15 protein-coding genes and 1 tRNA gene are annotated in these 22310 nt (G+C 64.1%); 8 read left to right on the forward strand and 8 right to left on the reverse strand.

The features are described from left to right. The first annotated feature begins 67 nt into the window (after positions 1–67). Positions 68–1807 carry an AMP-binding protein gene (locus tag KYT87_RS03540; RefSeq protein WP_219991701.1) on the forward strand — a complete coding sequence of 580 codons (1740 nt, stop codon included), beginning with the start codon at positions 68–70 and terminating at the stop codon, positions 1805–1807. Here the strand turns inward: KYT87_RS03540 and KYT87_RS03545 are convergent. Then, on the reverse strand, positions 1804–2688 hold the full coding sequence (locus KYT87_RS03545; RefSeq protein ID WP_104143392.1) for an inositol monophosphatase family protein: 885 nt from the start codon (positions 2686–2688) through the stop codon (positions 1804–1806). The two genes, KYT87_RS03540 and KYT87_RS03545, sit on opposite strands and share 4 nt — an antisense overlap. Before the next feature lie 146 nt (positions 2689–2834). Between KYT87_RS03545 and mnmC the strand changes: the two genes are divergently transcribed. From mnmC to KYT87_RS03575, 6 genes are all read left to right on the forward strand, one after another. Beyond that, positions 2835–4709 carry an FAD-dependent 5-carboxymethylaminomethyl-2-thiouridine(34) oxidoreductase MnmC gene (mnmC, locus tag KYT87_RS03550; RefSeq protein WP_219991702.1) on the forward strand — a complete coding sequence of 625 codons (1875 nt, stop codon included), beginning with the start codon at positions 2835–2837 and terminating at the stop codon, positions 4707–4709. Positions 4710–4978: 269 nt separating this feature from the next. Further along, a complete protein-coding gene (locus KYT87_RS03555) occupies positions 4979–7204 on the forward strand; it encodes a TIM-barrel domain-containing protein (protein ID WP_219991703.1) in 2226 nt (741 codons plus the stop codon). A 229-nt stretch (positions 7205–7433) separates the two neighbouring features. After that, positions 7434–8522, forward strand: a complete 1089-nt coding sequence (locus KYT87_RS03560; RefSeq protein WP_046804292.1) for a methionine ABC transporter ATP-binding protein — start codon at positions 7434–7436, stop codon at positions 8520–8522. Then, positions 8479–9132: a methionine ABC transporter permease gene (locus KYT87_RS03565; protein WP_006226291.1), complete on the forward strand. Its 654-nt coding sequence runs from the start codon at positions 8479–8481 to the stop codon at positions 9130–9132. The genes KYT87_RS03560 and KYT87_RS03565 overlap by 44 nt, the downstream gene beginning before the upstream one ends. 64 nt (positions 9133–9196) lie before the next feature. Next, complete coding sequence (locus KYT87_RS03570; protein WP_104143395.1) at positions 9197–9994, forward strand: MetQ/NlpA family ABC transporter substrate-binding protein; 798 nt, start codon at positions 9197–9199, stop codon at positions 9992–9994. 135 nt (positions 9995–10129) lie between these two features. After that, positions 10130–10205, forward strand: a tRNA-Lys gene (locus KYT87_RS03575). A gap of 339 nt (positions 10206–10544) precedes the next feature. On the opposite strand, the gene KYT87_RS03580 is transcribed toward KYT87_RS03575, so the two are convergent. From KYT87_RS03580 to KYT87_RS03610, 7 genes are all read right to left on the reverse strand, one after another. Next, positions 10545–13493: an autotransporter outer membrane beta-barrel domain-containing protein gene (locus tag KYT87_RS03580; protein ID WP_219991704.1), complete on the reverse strand. Its 2949-nt coding sequence runs from the start codon at positions 13491–13493 to the stop codon at positions 10545–10547. A gap of 303 nt (positions 13494–13796) precedes the next feature. Continuing rightward, complete coding sequence (locus tag KYT87_RS03585) at positions 13797–16826, reverse strand: autotransporter outer membrane beta-barrel domain-containing protein (RefSeq protein WP_219991705.1); 3030 nt, start codon at positions 16824–16826, stop codon at positions 13797–13799. Between the two features lie 295 nt (positions 16827–17121). Next, entirely contained in the window at positions 17122–17409 is a 288-nt protein-coding gene (locus KYT87_RS03590; RefSeq protein WP_046804235.1) for a ClpX C4-type zinc finger protein, read from the reverse strand. A 183-nt stretch (positions 17410–17592) separates the two neighbouring features. Next, positions 17593–19203: a methyl-accepting chemotaxis protein gene (locus tag KYT87_RS03595; protein WP_046804234.1), complete on the reverse strand. Its 1611-nt coding sequence runs from the start codon at positions 19201–19203 to the stop codon at positions 17593–17595. Between the two features lie 159 nt (positions 19204–19362). Then, a complete protein-coding gene (locus tag KYT87_RS03600) occupies positions 19363–20274 on the reverse strand; it encodes a LysR family transcriptional regulator (protein WP_120153849.1) in 912 nt (303 codons plus the stop codon). Positions 20275–20557: 283 nt separating this feature from the next. Beyond that, on the reverse strand, positions 20558–20977 hold the full coding sequence (locus tag KYT87_RS03605) for a hypothetical protein (protein ID WP_046804232.1): 420 nt from the start codon (positions 20975–20977) through the stop codon (positions 20558–20560). Further along, positions 20974–21411 carry a Fur family transcriptional regulator gene (locus KYT87_RS03610; protein ID WP_046804231.1) on the reverse strand — a complete coding sequence of 146 codons (438 nt, stop codon included), beginning with the start codon at positions 21409–21411 and terminating at the stop codon, positions 20974–20976. Before KYT87_RS03610 ends, KYT87_RS03605 begins: the two co-directional genes overlap by 4 nt. 106 nt (positions 21412–21517) lie before the next feature. Here KYT87_RS03610 and KYT87_RS03615 point away from each other — a divergent pair, with 106 nt between their 5' ends. Then, positions 21518–22303: an AraC family transcriptional regulator gene (locus KYT87_RS03615; protein WP_082134428.1), complete on the forward strand. Its 786-nt coding sequence runs from the start codon at positions 21518–21520 to the stop codon at positions 22301–22303. The last annotated feature ends 7 nt before the right edge of the window (positions 22304–22310 follow it).

The raw sequence follows: 22310 nt of genomic DNA on the forward strand, positions 1-22310 counted from the left end.
GGGGCGAAAAAAGGGAACGCAACAAGGTTATCATCATTCAAAAATCTATTTAATGGAGACAAACACCATGACGCGTCCGTGGCTTGCCCATTACCCGCAGGGGGTGCCGGCAGAGATCTCCACCGAGGGTTATTCCTCGCTGGCCGACCTGCTCGACCGCGCTTGCAAACAGTACGCCACGCGCATCGCCTGCACGGCGATGGGCAGCGATATCACCTATGCGCAGCTGGATCGGCATGCGCGCGCCTTCGCCGGATGGTTGCAAAACCTGGGCCTGGAAAAGGGCGCCCGCGTGGCGCTGATGATGCCGAACGTGCCGGCCTACCTGGTCGGCATGCTGGGCACGCTGCGCGCGGGCATGGTCGTGGTGAACGTGAACCCGCTGTACACAGCCGACGAACTGGAACGCCAGTTGCAAGACAGCGGCGCGTCCGTGATCCTGATCCTGGAAAACTTTGCCCACACCTTGCAGGGCGTGAAGAATCGCGGTCGGCTCAAACATATTGTCGTGACGGGGCCGGGCGACCTGCTGGGTGGGCTGAAGGCGCCGCTGGTCAACTTCGTGGCCCGCCATATCAAGAAGATCGTTCCCGCCTGGAACATCGATGGCGCGCAGTCCTTGCCCAAGGTCTTGGCCGCCGGCGCCAACCTGCCATTCACGCCGCCCGCGCTGACGATGGATGACGTGGCGGTGTTGCAGTACACGGGCGGCACCACGGGCGTACCCAAGGGCGCGATGCTGTCGCACCGCAACCTGACGGCCAACGTGCTTCAAACCGAAGCGGTCGCGCAGCCCGTCGTGCACGATCTGGCAAATTCCCAGCTCACCATCATCAGCGCGCTGCCGCTGTATCACGTGTTTGCGATGACGGTTTGCGGCTTGTATGGCTTGCATGCGGGCATGCGCAACGTGCTGATCATCAACCCGCGCGACCAGCCTTCGCTGATTGCGGCCTGGCGCAAGGTGCCGATCAATCTGTTCCCGGGCGTCAACACTTTGTTCAATGCGCTGGCCCACAACGCCGACTTTGCCAAGCTGGATTTTTCGGCCCTGCGCTTGACGCTGGGCGGCGGCATGGCCGTGCAGCAACCGGTGGCCGAACGCTGGCTGAAGATCACGGGCCGCCCTTTGATTGAAGGCTATGGCTTGTCGGAAACGTCGCCGGTGGCGACGGTGAACCCCACCAACGCCACGGCGTATTCCGGTTCGATCGGCCTGCCGTTGCCGTCCACCGATGTGGCCATTCTTGATGATGCGGGTCACGAAGTGCCGCTGGGCGAACGCGGCGAAGTGGGCATACGCGGGCCGCAGGTGATGCTGGGCTATTGGCAAAAGCCCGAAGAAACGCAGCAATCGATGACGGCCGACGGGTTCTTTCGCACGGGCGACATCGGCATCATGGACGATAAGGGTTATACGCGCATCGTGGACCGCAAAAAGGACATGATCGCGGTGTCCGGATTCAAGGTCTATCCGAACGAGGTCGAGGCCGTGGTGGCGCAGATGCCGGGCGTGCTTGAATGCGCGGCCATCGGCGTGCCGGACGAACACTCCGGAGAATCGGTGAAGGTGTTCGTGGTGAAGAGCGACCCGTCGTTGACCGAGGCGCAGGTGCAGGACTGGTGCCGCGAAAAGCTCACGGGGTACAAGCGACCGCGCTTCGTGGAATTCCGCGACGAATTGCCCAAGAGCAACGTGGGCAAGATCCTGCGCCGCGAATTGCGGCCCGACGCGTCTTCATCCGCACCCGCCGCGTCGCCATCTGGCGCCAACCCGGGCGCAAACACAGGCGCGACCGCTCGCTAGACGGTTGCCGGCCCGTTGTCCAGATGCGGCGCAATCATGTCGTGCAGGGCGCGTTCGATGGCGGGGTTGCCCGCCACGACGCGTCCACCGATAGGCCAGGGATCCAGCTTGTGCATGTCTGAACACGTGCCGCCCGCTTCGCGCAGGATCAGCGTGCCGGCGGCCACGTCCCACGGCGCCAGCCCCATCTCCCAATACCCGTCGTAGCGGCCGCAAGCCGTCCATGCCAGGTCCAGCGCGGCCGCGCCCATGCGCCGCACGCCGCGCGCGCGCTTGATGGCGTCGTTCAGCATGGGCATGTATTGGTCGGCAAAGGAAAAGTCGCGGAACGGAAAGCCGGTGGCCAGCACGGAATCTTCGATGGTCTGCGTGCGCGAACACTTGATGCGGCGGCCGTTCAACCAGGCGCCGATGCCGTACACGGCGGTAAACAGTTCTTCGCGATTCGGGTCGTACACCACGCCAATAACGGGCGTGTCTTCGGCAAGCGTTTCGGTGGCTGATACCGCCGTGCCCGCGTGCGCGATCAGCGCGATGGAAACGGCGTAGTGGGGAATGTCGTGCAGGAAGTTGGTGGTGCCATCAAGCGGGTCGATGTACCAGGTGGCGCTGCCTTGCGGCTTGCCGCCCGTCTCTTCGGCCACGATGCCGAACTTGGGCGTACGCTCGCGCAGTTCCTGAATAATGACGGCCTCGGCTTCGCGGTCCGCCTGCGAGACGAGATCGTTGCGCGCCTTGCGGTCGATCACGAGATCGGCGCGATGATGCGCGTAGGATTGCAAGATGGCCGCGCCGCCATGCGCTGCGGTAACTGCCGCATCGATCGCGGCGCACAGGTCGATGGGCTGGGCCAGTGAGCGGGGCTGATCATAGGTGTCCATGCAAACCAGTGTAAGCCCATGATTGCGTCAAACCCGCGGCAGCCGCGCGAAAGCCGGGCGCCGCGTGGCGTCCATCCAACGTCTGCGCGGCGGCCCGTCGATAATTCGCGTTTGTCACAACTCTGTTCATTCTTTCGAAAACCCCCATGTCCGCGCCTTACGTTCCCCTGACCCCCGCAGTGATCGAATTCGACGCCGACGGCAAGCTGTACAGCGCCGTGTACGGCGACGTCTATCACCCGCACCCCGGATCGGTGGGCCAGGCCGAACACGTGTTCCTGCGTGGTAACGGGCTGCCGGCGCGCTGGCGTGGACGCGACGCATTTACCGTTTGCGAGACCGGTTTCGGCCTGGGACTCAATTTTCTGGCGCTGTGGCACGCCTGGCGGCAAGATCCCCAGCGGCCTGCCGCGCTGCATGTGGTGTCGATAGAGGGGCATCCCTTTACCCGCGATGACCTTGCCGCCTTGTTGGCTCGCTACGCCGCCACGCCACTGGCCGAGTTGGCGCAGCGCCTGGTGGACCAATGGCCCGCGCTGCTGCCGGGGCTGCATCGGCTCGAATTCGAGAACGGCGCGGTGACGTTGACGCTGGGCTTTGGCGATGCCGGGGTGATTGCACCGCGCCTGTCGGCGCGCGTGGACGCCTTCTTCCTGGACGGCTTCGCGCCAGAGCGCAATCCGGGCATGTGGTCCGCGCCATTGCTGCGCGATCTGGCGCAACTGGCCGCGCCTGGCGCCACGGTAGCCACCTGGGCATGCAGCGGCGAGCTGCGGCAGGCCCTGCAGGACGCGGGTTTTGACGTGCGGCGCACGCCCGGCTATGGCGGCAAATGGCATATGACCGAGGGCATCGCCCGCGCGCCGGGCCAGGTAGCCGCCGCCATCGCCGGGCCGGTGGCCGTCAAGCATGCCGTAGTGATCGGCGCTGGGCTGGCGGGGGCCGGCATCGCGCAGTCGCTGGCCGGGCGCGGTTGGCGTGTAACGGTGCTGGATGCGGCCCGGGCGCTGGGCAAGCCCGCGCATGCGGGCCATGTGGCCGCCGCCCTGACGCCCGTGGTGGCACGCGACGACAATGCACGCGCACGCCTGTCCCGCGCCGGAAGCCAACGCGCGCAGGCCCGCTGGCAAGGGCTGGGCGGCGATGCCGCGCCCCGGGTTTGCGGTACGGTCCAGGTTGAACGCGACGCCGGCAAATCCGCCGCGCTGGCCGGCACATTGCAAACCTTGACGTTCCCGCCCGATTGGGTGCGGGTGGTCGACCGTGACGAAGCCAGCGCCTTGGCCGGCCTGCCGGTGGCCCGGGGCGGCGTGTACTTCGGACAAGGCATGCTGGTTCAGCCCAACCGTCTTATCGACGCGTTGCTGCAAACGCCCGGCGTCGGCGTTGTGCCCGGCAACGCGGCCCGTGTCGAGGCGTCGGGGCAGGGCTGGCGCGTCTTGGACGCCCAGGGCAAAGAATTGGCGCAGGCGCAAACCGTCATCCTGGCCAACGCCTTTGGTGCGCAAGCGGTATTGAAGCAAAGCGGTTTGCTGGACCCTCTGCCGCGCGTGGCGCAGATGCACGCGCTGGCGGGCGAAGTCACGCTGGTGCCCGCTGCGGCGCTTGACGGCGGTCCGCGCTGCATTGTGGGGGGCGAAGGCTATCTGCTGCCGGATGTGGGTGCAGGTTGCGTGGTCGGCAGCACTTACGAACACGGCGCGGCCCAAGCCTTGGTCACCGAGCCGGGCCAGCGCACCACCTTGGCCAAGGCGGCGGGGCTGCTGGGCGGCCACTTTCCGGGTTTTGAGGCCTTGGTGCCCGGGTCGCTGGCGGGGTGGGCGGGCTGGCGCGCCGTGTTGCCTGGGCGGCTGCCCGCCGTGGGGGAATTGCGGCACGCGCCCGGGCTTTGGATAGCCGTGGGCTATGCGTCGCGGGGCTTGTCGTGGTCGGCGCTGATGGGCGATGTGATCGCGGCACGCCTGAGCGGCGAGCCGGATGTGCTGGAAACCGATCTGGCCCAACTTATTTCACCAAGGTGAAAAAAAGTTCGGTCTCTGGCAGGGGCCGGAGCCAGGTGGCGTAGAATTGCGGTAATTGCCAGGATTTGGCGCCAAATAGACCGTAATGGGCCTGATGTTGGCGTTTCGGCGGCGCGCGGCTCTAGGCCGAGATGCGTTGGCCGAGGGCTTTACGACCCCTTTTTAAGGATGAGAAACCCATCCAGAAGAGGGACCGAGTTTATTTCAAAGCTCAAATCCGTCAAAATAGCGTCTTTTGATGGTTTTTGGCTTAAGCCGGGGGATGCTCTGTGCCGCCCAAGTTCGACTTTGCCCATACTACCCAGCTCGACAACATCGAGCTGCTGACGTCCCGCCCCAGTCGTTTTGATTTCGACGCGGGCGATGGGTTGCACCTGGTAGTCGAGGCGCATGCGCCTGGTGTTTTTCGCCTGCGCTGCGGCGAGGCGAACCACCTGAACGATGACAAGCCCGGCGCGCGTGCGCGCGCCGTGGCCGAGATGCTGCTCGCGCGCCAAGAGGCCGTGGGCGAAGCCACCATTGCCCCGCGCGATGGCGGCGATGGCTGGCGCATCACCCAGGGCGACGTCGCCCTGGAGATCCAGTCCAACCCCGTGCGCGTTGCGATTTATCGCAACGACGAACGGGTATTCGAGTCGGAAGTCTCGGCGCATACGCCCGCATTCGGGCATAACGCGCTGGACAAGGAAGACGACGCAGTCTGGACGGCGGGGTTCACCTTGCTGGCCGACGAGCGTGTCTTTGGCCTGGGCGAAACCCCGGGCGACTTGAACCGCCGCGAAGAATCCGTTGTCTCTGACGACCCCGAGCATCGCGCCTTGCCATTGGCATGGAGCCCGCGCGGCTGGGGCGTCTACGTCAACACGATGCGTCGCGTGGAACATGCCGTGGGCGTCGCGCCGGCGGATTCCGCCTACGTGCTGACCGTTGACGATGCCGTGCTGGACGTGTTCCTGTTCGCCGGCGAGCCCGCCGAAATCCTGAACCAATACACCGCGCTGACCGGCCGTGCCGGCCAGCCCGTGTTGTGGGCCATGGGCGCGTGGCTGGCCCAGGCTGCCGGTGAAATGCCTACGCAGACGGTCGCCCTGGTGGCGCGCATGCGCGAAAACCAGATTCCGGTGGACGCCGTCACATTGGCGCAGCCGGTGGCGTGGGGCTTCCAGTCCGACAAGGCGGTTTTCGAATGGGACGCCCAGCGCTTCCCTGACGCCAAGCAGATGCTGGCGCTTTTCCATAAGCACAACGTGCATGTCGCGGCCTCCGGTTTCCCCGGCGTGCTCAAGAGCAGCCCGTTGTTCGAGGAACTGGAAGATCGCGGCTGGCTGCTGGCCAAGGAAGACGGCGCCGCGCAGGTGTTCGACGGCATCGCCGCCACCTCCGGTCAGCCCTTCGGCCTGCTGGACCTGACCTATCGCGACATCTACAACCTGTGGGTCGAGCGTCATCGCCAGCTGATCGACGACGGCCTGGACGCGCCCGCTTGCGACGCCCAGATCGCCATCCCCGATGGCGTGACGGCACGCAATGGCGAAACGGGCCCCGCGTTGCGCACGATGTACCCGCTGCTGGTGCGCCGCGCATTGTTCGATGCCGTGGCCGGCCTGAAAGTGCCGCCCGAAGGCGTCGTGCCCAGTTCTGACCTGTTCCCCGCCGCGCAGCGCCTGCCGTGGCAGGTGGGGCCGCAGGCGGAAAACTCCTGGGATGGCCTGCGCCATACCTTGCGCACCGCCTTGTCGATCGGCGCCAGCGGCCTGCCCGTGCAGGTCCATGGCATTGGTTCGGCCTCGCGCGATCGCGCCGGCATGACGTCCGAACTGTATTTGCGCTGGTTGACCGTGGGAGTGTTCTCGGCCAACTTCTCGTTCCAGGGCGTGGAAGGCCTGATGCCTTGGGACTTCGACGAAGACACCCTGGCGCAAGCCCGCACCTGGATGCAATGGCGTTATCGCCTGGTTCCCTATGTGCTGGGCGCCATCGAGGATTCCGCCCGCACCGGTTTGCCGGTGCAGCGTTCCATGGCGCTGTCGTTCCCGAACGACCCGCACGCCCACGAATGGGATCTGCAATACCTGCTGGGCCCGGCCCTGCTGGTGGCGCCGGTTACCGAACCGGGCAAGCAGGTGCGCGTGTATCTGCCCAAGGGCGAAGCCTGGTGGGATCTGAACACCGGCCATCGCTACGAAGGCGGCACCACCTGGACGATCGACTGCGAGCTGGGCCAGTTCCCGGTTTTTGGCCGTGAAGGGCACATGCTCTGTCTGGGGCCCGCCGCGCAGCATACGGGCGAATTCAATTCGGCCCGTATCCTGGACGAAGTCTGGATGTTCGGCATGCCGGTGCACAACCCGGTTGTCATGCGCAACAAGATCCGCGTGATGCAGATGCAGGGCTCCAGCTACATCAAGGGGCTGGAAGGGCTGCGTATTTCGCCGTCCGAAGGCCTTGAGGTCAAGCGCCGGGGGGCGGAAGTCCGCATTTCGCGCGCACGCTGATATCGGCGCGGCCGGCTCCCCGGTCATCGTCATAAAAGGGGCAGTCAGGAAGGCTTTCCTTCCTGACTGCCCTTTACGCGTTTTGCCGTGTCCGTATCGCGACCCTTCCTGCGGTGACGCGGGCCAATGAATCGCGGGCGCGCTACGGCGCGTCATATTACTTATAGTTATTAAAAATGAAAAAAACGGTCGTTCTCTTCAGAAGAGAAAAGATACAAAATCGCTTGCCATGATTCACATCGAGAACCTATCCAAGACCTATGCCACGCCGCATGGACAATTCCAGGCGCTGCGAGGCATCAACCTGCACATTGAGCAGGGCGAGGTCTTCGGCATCATCGGCCCCAGCGGGGCCGGTAAAAGCACGCTGGTCCAGTGCATCAACCTGCTTGAGCGCCCGAACGAAGGCACGATTGCCATCGGCGGACAGCAACTTACCGGATTGAACGAGGCGCAGCTGCGTGGTCAGCGCCGTCGTATTGGCATGGTGTTCCAGGGCTTTAACCTGCTGTCGCGCCGCACGGTGTACGGCAACGTTGCGCTGCCGCTGGAAATCGCCGGCGTGGCCAAGGCCGAGATCCCGGCCCGCGTCGAGCGCTTGTTGGCGCTGGTGGGCCTGGAGCATCTGCGTGACCGTTATCCCAGCCAGATCAGCGGCGGCCAGAAGCAGCGCGTCGGTATCGCGCGCGCCTTGGCCAATAACCCCGACGTGCTGCTCAGCGATGAAGCCACGTCCGCGCTGGACCCGGAAACCACGCACAACATCCTGGCGCTGCTGCGCGACATCAACCGCAAGACGGGCGTGACGGTCGTGATGATCACGCACCAGATGGAAGTAGTGCGCGAAGTGTGCGACCGGGTGGCCGTGCTGTCGCAAGGTGAAGTGGTGGAAATCGGCAGCACGCGCGAAGTGTTCGCGCAGCCGCGCCATGACGTCACGCGCGGCATGGTGTCGGCCGCTACCGCGTCCGACCTGACCGACGCCACCTTGGCCGCCGTGAAAGAACGCATCGCCGCGCTGGCCGCCGCGCAGCCCGGCCAGGCCGTGCGATTGTTGCGCCTGTCTCTGACCGGCACGGATTCGTCGGGCTCGTTCCTGACCGATCTATCCAAGCAGTTTTCGCTGGACGTGGGCCTGGTGCAGGCCCGCGTTGAAGACATCCAGGGTGTGGCCGTGGGCACGATGTTCGTGCTGGCCCAAGGCACGCCCGCCGCGGTCAAGGACGCGATTGCCGCGTTGACCGCCCGTGACATTACCGTTGAAGAAATAGCTCATGAGTCCGCAACTGATCGACCTGCTTATTACGTCGCTGCTTGACACCTTGTTGATGGTGGGCGTGGCCAGCGCGATAGCGGTGGTCATCGGCATTCCGCTGGGCGTGACGCTGACCGTCACCGCGCGCGGCAACATGCTGGAGAACCAGCCGGTGAACCACGTGTTGGGCGCCATCATCAACGCCACGCGTTCGGTGCCCTTTGTGATCCTGATGGTCGCCATCATTCCGTTCACGCGGCTGGTGGCGCAGACGTCCATCGGCACCACCGCCGCGATCGTGCCGCTGTCGGTGGCCGCGATTCCGTTCATGGCCCGCATCGCTGAAAACGCCATGCGCGAAGTGGACCCGGGCCTGATCACGGCGGCGCGCGCCATGGGCGCATCGCCGATGCAGATCATCCTGAAGGTGCTGCTGCCCGAGGCCTTGCCCGGCCTGATCGCCGCCACCATCGTCACCGTGGTCAGCCTGATCGGCTATTCGGCAATGGCCGGCGCCATTGGTGGCGGTGGCCTGGGCGACCTGGCCATTCGCTACGGCTACCAGCGTTTTCAATCCGACGTCATGGCCGCGGTCGTGATCGTGCTGATCGTGTTGGTGCAGGCGATTCAAAGCCTGGGCGACCGTTTCGTGCGCCGCATGTCGCATCGCTGAACGCGACATCGCTTCACTCTTGCTTCAATCTTCTTTCTACTTCCGTTACTCGGGATATCGCAACATGAGCATCAAGGTTTTGAAGTCGCTGGCTGCATTCGCGCTTGGCGCCGCCGTATTCGCCCAGCCCGCGCTGGCACAGGACAAGCCGTTGAAGGTTGGCGTCACCGCCGGCCCGCACGCGCAGATCTTTGATGTGGTCAAGGCCGAAGCCGCCAAGCAAGGGCTGAACATCCAGATCATCGAATTCACCGACTACGTGCAGCCCAACGTGGCACTGGCCGCGGGCGACCTGGATGTGAACAGCTACCAGCATCAGCCCTATCTGGACAACGCCAACGCCGACCGCGGCTACAAGCTGGTCAGCATCGCCAAGACGGTGATTTTCCCGATCGGCATCTACAGCAAGAAGATCAAGTCGCTGGCCGAACTGAAAGACGGCGCGCGCATTGCGCTGCCGAACGACCCGACCAACGGTGGTCGTGCCCTGTTGCTGCTGCAAGCCAATGGCTTGATCAAGCTGCGTCCGGAAGCGGGCCTGAAGGCGACCCCGATCGACGTCGTGGAAAACAAGAAGAAGCTGCGCTTCATCGAACTGGACGCCGCCCAATTGCCGCGTTCGCTGGACGACACCGACGCGTCGGCCATCAACACCAACTTCGCGCTGGAAGCCGGCCTGAACCCGACCAAGGACGCCATCGCCCAGGAATCGCCGGATTCGCCTTACGCCAACGTGCTGGTCGTGCGTGAAAAGGACAAGGACCGCGCCGAATTCGCCAAGCTGGTCAGCATCTATCACAGCCCGGCGGTGAAGCAGTTCATCGAGACCAAGTACAAGGGCGCCGTGGTGGCCGCCTGGTAATCCAGGACGCCGCACCGCTCGAAAACGGCCGCCGCAAGCGGCCGTTTTTTATGGACGCACGGATGGCTTGAGCGGAACGGGGCGTCATTATTTTGACAAGTCCGAAGAAATCCGCCATAATTTCTGGCTTCGGTCGGGCTGATAGCTCAGTCGGTAGAGCAGCGGACTTTTAATCCGTTGGTCGCGAGTTCGAGTCTCGCTCAGCCCACCACAGAACACCGCAAGACCCGCAATGAAAAAAACGCCGCTATCACTAGCGGCGTTTTTTTTCGTCTGCGGGTCGGAGGCGCTTCCTGGAACCTCTTTTTGGGGGGGGATTGCTTGGATCTGCCTTTACGAACGGACGGCAAGAACGGACGGCAAGAACGGGGCGACCAATAACGAGGCGACCAATAACGAGGCGACCAATAACGGGGTGACCAATAACGGCGCCCAAGAAGGGCATCCAGGACCGCCGGCCAAGACCGGCATCCAGGACCGCCGCGCAAAGCCGGCGTCCAAGGCGGCATCCAAGAACGGGCTCCCTGAGCCCGCTCCCGGACTTTCCTTCTTAGAACCGAACCGCCAACTTCAGCACACCCGACTGCTGGCGGTTGCCGCCGCCGAACTGCGCGTCGTAGGCCACGCCCGCCGTGGTGTTCCGGGCGATGGCCATTTCAGCGCCCAAGCCCACCACTGCCGCGTCACGCGCGATGGGAACGCCTGTCACCGAGAACGTGCTGCCGCCTTCAAACGCCAATTCCTGCTTGGGGCTCACATCGCCCATCGCATGGCGCCAGCCCAGCGTTGCGGTCAGTCGACCCGGCGCGCGGTTGGATGCGAAATCCCACGAACCGCGCAGGCCCAGCGTGGTGCTGGTCACGTCGTCCGTGTTGCCCGAACCGTGCAATGCCGCCGTGCCGCCCGTCTCTTTGAAATCACGCGTGCGCAGCTGGTTCCACGCCAAGCCGGCGTAGGGCTCGATGCTGGTCGTGTCGCTCATCGGCAGCTTGTAGCCCAGTTCGGTGAACAGCTGCGTCGACGACGCGTGGTAAGACGATTCCAGTCGTTGATTCAGGCTGCCGGCCGCCACGTTGCGCTTGGCGTCGATGTCGTGCCACGTGTACGCAGCACCCGCCATGAACCGGATGGCGCCCGGGCCTGCGCTGAAATTGCGTCCGCCGAACAACGATGCCGTGTAGCTGTCGACGTTAGTGCGCGACGATACGTCAGCCATCGAGTTGTGGCTGCCGATGTAGCCCAGCGCGCCGCCCATCCGCCATCCATTGCCCACCTCGCCATCGGCGCCGAAGAAGAACCCGCCGGCCGACTGGTTGACGCTGGACGCGTTGCCGTCACCCTTGAACGTGCTCCAGTTGCCGAACGCCTGCGCCCATACGGGGTACGCACCGCTTTGCGGTAGCGCGTTGGACGAGGGTGATCCCAGTTGCGCCGTGGGCCGGCCCGCCATCGCGGGTGCGTCCAGGTTGGCGCGCAGGTGCGAAAGGGGCAGGGTGCGCACGGCATCCGACTGGCTTTGCAGGATGCTGGTGGTGCTGGCGTACGCTTCGCCCGACAGCATCGCCAGGGCCGCTCGCGCTTGGCCCGGCGTCATGGCCAGCACCGCGTTGGTTACCTGGCTGGCGGCCGTGGCTTTGCCGGGTGTGCTGCCACTGGCGACGACCGTGGAACCGGGGGTAGTCGGCGTGGCGCCGTTGCCGGTGGCAGGGGGCGTCGTCGATGCGGAGGGGGTGGAGGTGGAGGCCGAAGTGCCGCCGGTTGCGGTCGACGCGTTGCCGGTGGACGTCGAGCCGGTGCCTGCCGACGCCGATCCATTACCCGTGGCCGTTGATCCATTGCCTGCCGGCGCCGAGCCATTACCCGCCGACGCGGATCCGTTGCCGCCCGCGGCCGGTGCTTCCTGGTCCAGTGCGCCGCCCACGCTGTTTTCGTTGCCCGTGTTGCCCACGCTGCCGATCGGCACGTCGTTGCGCGTCAGCGTCATGAAGGCGTTCTTGGCGTCGTAGCTCAGGGTGGGCGTCAGGAACGCATAGCCGCTGGACGCGCCCGTGAACCGGCCCTGGATGCCGCCATCCGCCGTCAGGATGTTGTACGTTGTGCGCGGCGCGTAGTTGCCGTCCGGGCCCACATGCGCGACGCTGCCGTCCAGGTAGGCAACGCCGGTGACGTGGATGCGGTCGCTGGCGCTGCTGGCCGGGTCGGCGTGCACGCGATAGATCGTGTCCTGGCCAAAGTTCAGGTTGCCGTTGATGGTCAGCGTGCCGATGGGCGATCCATCATTGCCCGGCGACACCACGGCGGTCGGGTAAAGCGTGGTGCTGCCCAATTGGCCCACCCCGGCCAGCACGACTTCGCGGCCGATATCCACGGGGCCGTTCAACTTGCCGTCGATTTCCAGCGCACCGTCCGCGATCAGGATGGGGCCGGTCAGGCCGCTGCTGTCGGCGGTCAGGATGACCGAGCCCGGGCCGGTCTTGACGAAGCCCTGTGTGCCCTGCAAGGGGTTGTCGATAATGTCGACGAACTGGCCCGAGGCATAGGTGCCATCGCCCACGACGATCGCCGGCGGGTTGCCGCCGTTGCCCACCAGCGTGATGGGCGCGCCTTGCAGGCGGTAGCGGTCGGTAGCGAACTGGATGCCCGACACGCGGACAGGGCCCGCGCCGCCGTCCACGGTAACCGTGCCGGCCGCGCCCGTGAAAATCGCGTAGCCGCCATCCGGCAGCGCGCCCGTGGCGTTGCCGGGGCTGTTCCAGTTGGTGCTTGCGGCGCTCCAGGTGCCGTTGCCGCCACCCGCGCGCGTGGCGGATGCCGCGCCGTTGCCGTTCCACAGATTGGTCGTGCTGGGGCCCAGGATAAGGTTGATCTGCTTATCGCCCGTCAGCGACTGGATGGTGGCCCCGGGCGCCGAGTCGCCGGTGACGCTGCCCAGCGTCAGCCCGTTGCCCGACAAGCTGCCGCCGTACGACAGGATGCGGTAATAGCCCGCGTTCACGCCCAAGGTATTCACCGTGACGTTCAGCGTCGTGTTGTTGATGGCGGCGTCGCCACGGACCGTGATGTTGTCGCCCGTGCCGGGTTGGGTGATGGGCAGGCCCGCGTAGCCGGTCTCGAAGGCAAACACGCTGTTGTTCATCGACAGGTTGCCGTTGACGACCAGGTTGCCGTTGGAAACGCCCGTTGGCGTGCCGACTTCGTAGCCGGGGGCAACCCGCGCGCCGGAGACGTTCAAGTCACCATTGACGGTGCCGAAGCCCGCCACCGTGCCATTCGATGATGCGTTGACGTTGCCGCCCAGCGTGACGCCCGCGCCACCGCCATTGCCACCGATAACCAGCGTACCGCCGTTGACGTCCACGCCCCCGGCGTAATTGGCCGAGCCATCGAACACTTGCGTATTACCGGGCGAAACCGTCAAGTCGGCGGCCATGACGCCGCCGCAGTAAGTTGTACCCAGCGCCAGTGTCGCCGTCAGCCACTTCTTCGTGCCGTATATCAAAACTGCGTCCTTTGTCTCGATTAATAATCCACGGCACAAACATTGCTGGATTGTTTTAAACGTATTTCTACGTAACAGGCCAATATGTGTGGACCGAATGGGTTAACGAAAAAAAGGACGCAATTTATACCAGTTCTTTTATATAACAAAACGCCTGCAAACAGATACCATCCATTCTGAAATCGCAGGCGCGGCGGATACCAACCGCAGTATTAATAAATGGCCCGCAGATACCATCCTGTTATATAAAATGCGAAGTTTGAAACACTAATTATTATTGAACGACAAAACAAAACGCGCCGGTCAGTATCTCCATGTCATATGCAGTGACCCCGCGTTTTCACGGTTACCACCGCCGAACTGGCCGCTGTAGGTCAAACCAATCGTCGCGTTTTTGGTGACGGCGGTTTCGACGCCCAACTCGGCCAGCGCGGCATTGCGTGCGATGGGCGCGCCCGCCACGGTAAAGGCTTGTCCGCCATCAAAAGACATCACGGATTGGGGCTGCACATCGCCAAAAGCATGTCGCCACCCCAACGTTGCCTGGAGGCGGCCTTCGGTTTGGCCCACCGTAAAGTTCGTCAGTGCGCGCAAGCCCAGCGTGCTGCTGGTCTGCGTGGTGCTGTCGCTTTCCCCGCGCAGCGCGGCTGAACCGCCTGATTCCGAGAAGCCGCGGGTGCGCGTGTCGCTCCATGCCAGGCCGGCAAAGGGCTCGATGCTGACGTGATCCGAAACGGGCAGGGCGTAGCCCAGTTCCGTGAACAATTGCGTCGTGCTGGCGCCATAATCGGCCGTCAGCTTTTGCGAAGCACCTGCCACGTTGGCGTGACGTTCGGTGGATATGTCGTGCCAGGTGTACGATGTGCCCAGCATCAGATTCAACTTGCCCGGCCCCATCTCAAACACTTTGCCGCCGAACACGGCCGCGCTGTACCCGGCGACGTCGGCTTTGGACGAGCGGTCGTCAACGCGTATGTCGGCGTCGGTAAAGCCCAGCGCGCCTCCCAGGCGCCAGCCGCCGCCCAGGGCATGGTCCACGCCGGCGAAGACGCCGCCGGTCTTCTGGCGGACTTGGCCGGCATCGCTGTTGCCTTTCAAGGTTTGCCAGTTGCCGATCACTTCGGCCCAGGCGGGCTGCGCGTTTGACGAAGGCAAGGCGGACGATAAGGGCGTGCCGCCGGCTTGCGCGGTGGGGGCGCCCGGCCGCATGCCGGCGCCCATATTGGCGCGCAGATAGGCCAGCGGCACGGTGCGCACCGTGTTGTTAAAGCCAGTCAGGCTGGAGGTCACGCTGGCGTGCGCTTCGCCGGACAGGCTGTTGAACGCGGCGCTGGTGGCGCCTTCCGGCAGCGTCAGGATGTAGTCGTGCAGCGGGTTGCCGGCGGGCAGGCTGTCCAGCGCGTTAGCCACGGCACGTTGGTTGCCGCTTTGCGCCGCGTCGGCGAAGGCGATGGGGCGGGTCGGCGTTTCCGGGGTGCCGGGCGTACCCGGGTCCACGGGCACCTGCTTGCGGCCAAGCTGCATCACGACGTTCTGGGCGTCGTAATGCAACGCCGGGTCCAGAAAAGCGTAGTTGGACGACAAGGAGTCGAACCGCCCGTTGATCGTGCCGGCGCTAAGAATGGTGTATTCGCGCTGCGTCTGGAACCCGCCATCCGGGCCGATATGGACGGCGGACCCCGCCAGATTCGCCGTGCCGCTGACCACTACGCGGCTGCTTGCCGACGATTGCGAATCCGCCATCACCTGGTAGACCGATCCTGGCGAGAATGTCAGGTCGCCCGCTACGGTCAGCGCGCCGCCAAGCTTGCCGGGCGACAGAATGGCGCCGCTTTGCAGCGTGGTCGTGCCAACCTGCCCGACCCCGCGCAATGACGCGCCGCCGGCTACGTTCAACGTGCCGCCCAGGATGCCGTTCACCGTCAGGGCGCCGCCTTGCACATGGGTCTGCCCGCTGAAGGCGCTGGAATCGCCCGTGAAGATGGTCGTGCCCGCCAGCACGTCGATCGTGCCCATTCCCGGTGACAAGGAATTGATTGCGGGGGCAAAGACATAATCCGTGCCGGTGTGGTTGAAGACCAGCTTGCCGGTCCCATTGCCAAAGCGCACGCCCAGCGCCGCCTGCACCACGCCGGGAGCCGTGGCGGCATCGCCGGCGGCGGCGCCGATATTCAGGGTGCCGGTCGAGCCGGTAGCGTCACCGATCCGGACGCGGTTAGCCGTTTCCAGCATGGCACCGTTGGACAGGCTGACGGTGCCTTTGCCCTGATAGCCCACCAGGAATGCGCTGGTCGTTCTGACCTTGGTTTGCGGGCCGTCGGCGACGACGGTGCCCTCGCTTGCCGCGCTGTATCCCGCCACGATCTGAAACGTGTCGACCAGCGCGCCGTCCGTTGCCGTCAGTTCGCCTTTCGATCCTGCATCCATGCCGATGGCGACCATATCGTTCACCGACGAGAACCGGCTGCCAACGCCGGACACAGCCAGTTTGCCGACACCGCCGGCATATGAGCCCAAATAGGTTCGGGTGGCCGATGTGGCCGACGCGCCGCCGGTGATGGTGACGGTGCCCGTGCCGCGCGCGCCGATCGTCATGCTGCCGCTGGTCTGTAATGAGGCGCCGGCGCCGAGGATCTCGACGGTACCCACCGAGCCCGCGCTATTGGCGACCAGCAAGGAGGAACCCTGCGCCGTGCCGTGATCCGAAATTCGCAACACGCTGGCGCCGCTGTCGCTGACGGTAATCTGCCCCGCCTGCAACGCGCTGCCCACGCCCGAAATATTCAGCGTGCCGTGGGACGTGGCGTGCGCGCCCAGCGACACGGTGTTGGCCGTGACGGCCTTGCCGCCCGCGGTAATGTTCAACGTGCCCGCGCCATATAAACCGAGGGTTAAAAAGGTGGCGTTCCATTGCGAACCGGTGCCGCTGATGGTGGCCGTACCAGATTCCAGCTCGGACGTGCCGGCCGTAAAGCCATTATTCGAATTGCCCACGATGGCACTGTCGCTGGTTAACGTCCCGCCATTGATCAACGTCAACGATGGGCCGCCGATTGCGCCCAGAAACAATATGCCCGCCTGTCCAACGCTGTTGTTGATAACCGGTGCGTTGGGCGCCACGCTATTGATGAATAAATAACCGGCGGCACCAGGAAGCGTCGCGGTGGACCAGTTTTGCGCGTCTTGCCAATCGCTGTTCTGCGTGCCGGTCCACGTGATGTTCTGGGCCAGCGCGGGCGTCGCGGCCAGCAGGCTTAACGACCACGCGCCGCTCAGGCCAAGTGATTGCAGGGCAAGACAAATCGCCCGTTTTTTCATTTCGTAGTAAGGCATTTTTGCTTTTCGGTAATGAGATGGGCGACGGCAAAACGGCGCACGCTTAATACTGGGTACTAAACGCGGGAGGGCCATTTCACAGACGAAGGGAAAGCGGACGGGCTGGCACGTTCGATAATGTCGACAAAAAACAAAAACGCGTCAGGCGTGCAGCTTTTAATAATCAGCCCAACAGTGTTTTGCAACGTGCGCAGGCGATCTTACGGATAGCTGACAGCTTCAAAGCCCTAAGGAAGGCCGATATAAGCGTCCATATATCCCAATGCCATGCGTCCCTGGAATACGTGTTGCGTCAGGATGGCGTGCGCGCCGATGCGCCCGACAGCAAGTGCAGACTCAGGCCGCAACTGCGTGCCCGTTCGGACAGCGCTTCGCTTTGCGTCAACGCCCGCCGGCTTTCTTCCAGCAGCACGTCCAGCTGTTCTTCCAGCGTGGCCGCCATGACCCAGGCGCGTTCCGAAAAGCGTTCCGAGAATTGGTCGACGCAGCGCTTGCAGATGGCTGCACCGTTTTTTTCCAGCAACGGCGCGCCCTGGGCCAGCGTTGAATGGCAGAAAATACAGGCAAGGGCGCGATTCATTTTGGCGGGCGGCTCGTTGTGGTGGGGGCAAGGCGCCGCGTGGATAACGGCGCCTACGCCTTTAACAACGGCCACAGGCCGGCAAGTCTTAAACCGGAAAACGGCTTAGGGAAAAAATACTCATACAAATGGATGGGGTGGCGGGGCAATATCGGCCATTTGCATGAGGCGGCGGTCATTGCCTCAGTGCGCGTGGGCGTGACGTAACGCAACCGCCTGCGGCGTGACGTCGATAATGGTTTCAGCCGGCACCTTGAAAAACGCGGCCGTAGCGGCCAGACGCTTCGCCTGGTCTTCCAGCGACGACGCGGCAGCGGCGGCTTGCTCGACCAATGCGGCGTTTTGCTGCGTCACGTCGTCCATTTGCGTAACCGCGCGGTTGATCTGGTCGATACCTTGCGATTGCTCCGTCGACGCTTCCGTGATTTCCGCCATGATCTGCGTAACGCGCTGCACGGACGACACGATTTCCTGCATGGTCTCACCGGCCTGGCGCACCTGTTCGGCGCCGCTGTCCACGTTGGTGGTGGACTGTTCGATCAGGTCCTTGACCTCGCGCGCGGCTTGCGCGCTGCGTTGCGCCAGCGACCGCACTTCGCCCGCCACTACCGCAAAGCCCTTGCCTTGCTCGCCGGCCCGGGCCGCTTCCACGGCAGCGTTCAGCGCCAGGATATTGGTCTGGAACGCGATGCCGTCAATGACCGAAACGATCTCGGCGATGCGGCGCGAGCTATCCGAAATGCGCGACATGGTTTCCACCACCTGGTGCACCGCTTCGCCACCGCGCATCGCCACCCCGCGGCTTTCCGCCGCCAGCGCGTTGGCCTGGTGGGCGTGTTCGGTGTTCTGCTTGACCGCCGTGGCCAGCTCTTCCATGCTGGCGGCCGTTTCTTCCAGCGACGCAGCCTGCTCTTCCGTGCGGGAAGACAAATTGGTATTGCCCGACGCGATCTCGGCCGCGCCCGTGTTGATTTCGTTCACGCTGCGGCGCACTTCGGCCACGGTGCGCGTCAGGCTTTCCTGCATGCGCTTCAGGGCCGAGAACAACACGCCGATCTCGTTGTCGGCCCCGGTGTGGACGCGCTGCGTCAGGTCGCCCGAGGCGATGCGGTCAAAGTGCACCGCGGCCTCTTTCAACGGAGACAGCACCTGGCGGCTGATGAAGCGCCAGCAACCGATGGCAAGAATCAACGCCAGGCTCAACATGACGATGGCGGCGGTTTCGGCTTGGAGATAGCGGCGGTCCGACGCGTCGTTGATCTCCACGGCGCGCCGCTCCGTGTGGGACAGGATGGCGCCAAGCCGTTCTTCGAATCGCGCGTCCGCAACGCGGGCCTCGGCCACCGCCGCGACGTAGCCTTCGGCGGATTGCTTTTGCAGCGCATCGCCCAGCGCGTCGATGCTGCGGACATAGGCGTCGAATACGCCGTCCATGTCCGCCGTCATTTTGCGGGCGGCGTCCGTCAGCTTGGGCACCGTCTGGAATACGGCATAGCGTTTGCGCGCGCTGGCCAGGAACTTGCCCGCCTGCTCGACGCTGGCCTGCGCCTGAGCGGTGCGTCCGGCCTGCACGTCCAGATAGGCGGCCACCAGCGTGATGCGGGTGCGCAATAGCAGGACTTGCGTCTCGTAAAGCGGGCGGGTCTGCTCGGTAGACACCAGATTGAGGTTGTCGACCGCTTCATCGGCCACCTTGGCGAATGACCAGCCCATGCCGGTGGCGGCGGCCAGCGCCAGGACGAACAGCGTAAGGACGGACAACAGCCCGGTCCGAATTTTCAGGTTCTTAAACATGCGCGAGACTCCAGCAAGGGCGGTCGGCGCAAAGCCGCCGCCAAGATCAAGTGATAAACCCGCGTCGACTGTAAATTTAGATTACAACTTTAACAATTGATCATTTCTCAGCGCCCCGTTGTCGTTTCGGCAACGCAGCTGGCGGCGGCGCGCCCGTGACTAGAACAACCCTTCGGTGTCGCTGCGCAGATACCGCAAAAACCGCTGGGCCGCGTCGGGCAGCGGGCGCGATACGTGGGTCTGGATCTGGATCTGGCCGCCGTTCAGCAGCGCGTCTTGAACGGGCCGGCAAACCAATGTGCCGGCCGTCAGCTGGGCGGCGGCGGTCAGGCGGGCGCACAAGGTCACCGCGTTGCCCGTCAGCACATAGTGGTAGACCGCATCGGGGTGGTTGGAGGTGAAAGCGGGCGACAGGGTGGTGTTGTACAGGCTTGAGGCCATGTCCAGCAGCCGGCGCAACGCGCTGCCGCCTTCGGGCAGCGCCAGCGGATAGGCCGACAGCTGCGTCAAATGCAACGAGCCATGGGCGGCCAGCGGATGGCCGGGGCGCATCACGGCCACGATCTCGGCCGGCCGCGCACAGATGACGGCAATGTCCTTTTCGGCCGCGTGGCTGTACGTGACGCCGATGTCGGCCTGGGCCGAGCGCACTCTTTCAGTGACCAGCCCGGCGTCCAGCACGGTCAGGTTAAAGCGCACCGACGGATGCTCCGTCTGGAACGCCGCGAATTTGGGCGGCAGCGCGCGCGCCGCAATGCCATGGGCGCCGGCGATCTTCACGGTTTGCGTGTATCGCCCGTTCTGGCCGCCGATTTCGGCATACGTGCGTGCGGCATCGGCTTCCACGCGCCGTGCATGGTCCGCCAGGATGCGGCCCACCTCGGTCACGCGCATGCCTTTTGGATGGCGTTCAAACAACTGGTTTTGCAGGCGCTGTTCCAGCCCCGCGATCTGCCGGCTGACCGCCGAGCTGACAACGTTCAGCCGCGCGGCGGCGCCATTGACGGACCCGGTGTCGACGACGGTAAGAAAATAACGAAGCGCGGTGCTATCGAAGTGGAATCGCTTCATTGACGTGGATGCCGTAAATCTCAATGTCGAGTCCAAGCGGTTGGCAGCCGCAAAAATGGCGCGCGGGGCGGATGGCATCGGAAACGGCCGTCGCGCGCAAGTCCCGGCGGGCAGGGACCAGCGGAAGTGCCAAAGACGGAATTTATGCCAGCAACGCCTTTTGCCACAATCGCAAAATAATCAATATTGCATTCGAATTTCGGCAACCTCGGCGTTTTTGTGCAGCGCCCGAAATGCAAAACGCGCCCGAAGGCGCGCAGGTACTACCGCGATACACACAAATTCAATCCACGACGAATCCACTGGGGCCGCTGTGGCCAAGCAGTTCTCGCGCGCATTGCAGGGCTTCGGCGCTGGTGGCCACCGCCAGGAACGGCATGCCGAACGCGCGCGCCATTTTCTCGCCGCGTTGGCGGATGCGGTTTAGCGCATCAGGTTCCCGTTCAACCGCAATAAAGGCGCGGCAACGTGCTTTCAAGCGCTGCATATTGCGCGTCTGCCAATCGATCATCGCCTTGCGGTCGTCGTGGCCGGCTTCCATACGCATGTCTGGCATGACCATGACGAAGCTTTGCGGGTTGTCCACCAGCATTTCCATCTCGCGTATCCAGCTGGCCGAATAACCGTCGGGGGCGCCGCCGTGTTTGGCGGTCACGATGGGAAAGCGCGATAGATCGTGAAAGAAAAAATGATCGCGGTTCATTCGAATTCTCCTTGGGCGAGCGGCGCGGCGGCTTTGCAGCCGCAACTGCCGTAGAGCACCAGGCTGTAGGAGTCCAGCAGGAAACCGCTGCGCTTGGCAATCTTGCGCACCAGTTGCGCCATGGCGGGATCGCTGGATTCCAGGATCTGTCCGCAGTGCTTGCAAACCAGATGGTCGTGGTGCCCTTTGTCGTTAAGCTCGAACACGGTGTTGTGCGCGTCGAGCTGAGTGCGTTTGAGCAGGCCGGCGTCTTCAAGTTGCGTGATCACGCGATACACCGTGGCTAGGCCGATGCTGCTGCGGTCCGAGATCAGATTGCGGTAAATGTCGGCCGCGCTCATGTGTTGATCGGCGTGCTGATAAAACAGATCAAGAATCTTCAGACGCGGGAAGGTGGCTTTAATGCCGGCGTCGCGCAGCCGCGTAGTGTCCATCGTTTTCTCCTTCGGGGGGCTGATGCCCGACTGATGAGAATGATGTACATTTTCAACTTCGCCCGCTAACGGGAACCCGTCAACCTGTAGCTCAAAGTTGCCAACCATGCTTCACATGGCCATCGCCAACGCGCGCCCCGATACGCTGCTGACATCGTTCAGCGTGCAAGGGCGGCGCGAGTCCAAGGGCATCGCCGTGCCCTTGCACGTGCATGACGAAGGCATGCTGACGCTGGTGCACGAAGGCCTGGTGGTGGTTCAGGCCGGCTCGCAGGTCTGGACGGTGATGCCGGGCAGCCTGGGCTGGATTCCCCCCGGCACGCCGCACGGCGCCCGCTGGTTCGGCGATGCCCGCGGCACGTTCCTCTACGTGCGGCCAGACGTTTGCCACCGGTTGCCGGCGCACTGCCGGTCATGGCCGTCATCGAAACTTATCGAAGCCTTGGTTGACCGGTTCAGCGGCAGCCAGCCGGGCGAAATTTCCGGCGCCTACCAGGCTCAGCTGTTTGACGTGCTGTTGCACGAACTGGACTCGCGCGCGCATACGCCGCAACTGCTGCCGATGCCCGTTGACCCGCGTCTGCAAGACCTGGCCAACACGCTGCTGGATACGCCTGACGACATGGCGGGCATCGATGAATGGGCGCAGCGGCTGAACATGTCGTCGCGCACCTTGATGCGCAGGTTCCGGCAAGAGACCGGCGTCACGCTGGGGCAGTGGCGGCAGCAGGCGCGCTTGCTGCGCGCACTTGAAATGCTGTGCCGGGGCGGCTCGGTAACGCAGGCGGCCTTGTCGGTGGGCTACGAAAGCACCAGCGCCTTCATCGGCAGTTTCCGGGCGGCTTTCGGCATGACGCCCACGCGTTATCTGGCGGGGCTGCAACCGCATTGACCGTGCG

The sequence above is a fragment of the Achromobacter sp. ES-001 genome (assembly GCF_019448355.1).
In the GTDB taxonomy this organism is placed as follows: domain Bacteria; phylum Pseudomonadota; class Gammaproteobacteria; order Burkholderiales; family Burkholderiaceae_B; genus Achromobacter; species Achromobacter spanius_B.

What these genes read in the sequence shown, in the direction of transcription:
- KYT87_RS03540 (WP_219991701.1), top strand. Translation starts at nt 68, where the DNA reads ATGACGCGTCCGTGGCTTGCCCATTACCCGCAGGGGGTGCCGGCAGAG.
- KYT87_RS03545 (WP_104143392.1), bottom strand. Translation starts at nt 2,688, where the DNA reads ATGGACACCTATGATCAGCCCCGCTCACTGGCCCAGCCCATCGACCTG.
- mnmC (WP_219991702.1), top strand. Translation starts at nt 2,835, where the DNA reads ATGTCCGCGCCTTACGTTCCCCTGACCCCCGCAGTGATCGAATTCGAC.
- KYT87_RS03560 (WP_046804292.1), top strand. Translation starts at nt 7,434, where the DNA reads ATGATTCACATCGAGAACCTATCCAAGACCTATGCCACGCCGCATGGA.
- KYT87_RS03565 (WP_006226291.1), top strand. Translation starts at nt 8,479, where the DNA reads ATGAGTCCGCAACTGATCGACCTGCTTATTACGTCGCTGCTTGACACC.
- KYT87_RS03570 (WP_104143395.1), top strand. Translation starts at nt 9,197, where the DNA reads ATGAGCATCAAGGTTTTGAAGTCGCTGGCTGCATTCGCGCTTGGCGCC.
- KYT87_RS03585 (WP_219991705.1), bottom strand. Translation starts at nt 16,826, where the DNA reads ATGCCTTACTACGAAATGAAAAAACGGGCGATTTGTCTTGCCCTGCAA.
- KYT87_RS03590 (WP_046804235.1), bottom strand. Translation starts at nt 17,409, where the DNA reads ATGAATCGCGCCCTTGCCTGTATTTTCTGCCATTCAACGCTGGCCCAG.
- KYT87_RS03595 (WP_046804234.1), bottom strand. Translation starts at nt 19,203, where the DNA reads ATGTTTAAGAACCTGAAAATTCGGACCGGGCTGTTGTCCGTCCTTACG.
- KYT87_RS03600 (WP_120153849.1), bottom strand. Translation starts at nt 20,274, where the DNA reads ATGAAGCGATTCCACTTCGATAGCACCGCGCTTCGTTATTTTCTTACC.
- KYT87_RS03605 (WP_046804232.1), bottom strand. Translation starts at nt 20,977, where the DNA reads ATGAACCGCGATCATTTTTTCTTTCACGATCTATCGCGCTTTCCCATC.
- KYT87_RS03610 (WP_046804231.1), bottom strand. Translation starts at nt 21,411, where the DNA reads ATGGACACTACGCGGCTGCGCGACGCCGGCATTAAAGCCACCTTCCCG.
- KYT87_RS03615 (WP_082134428.1), top strand. Translation starts at nt 21,518, where the DNA reads ATGCTTCACATGGCCATCGCCAACGCGCGCCCCGATACGCTGCTGACA.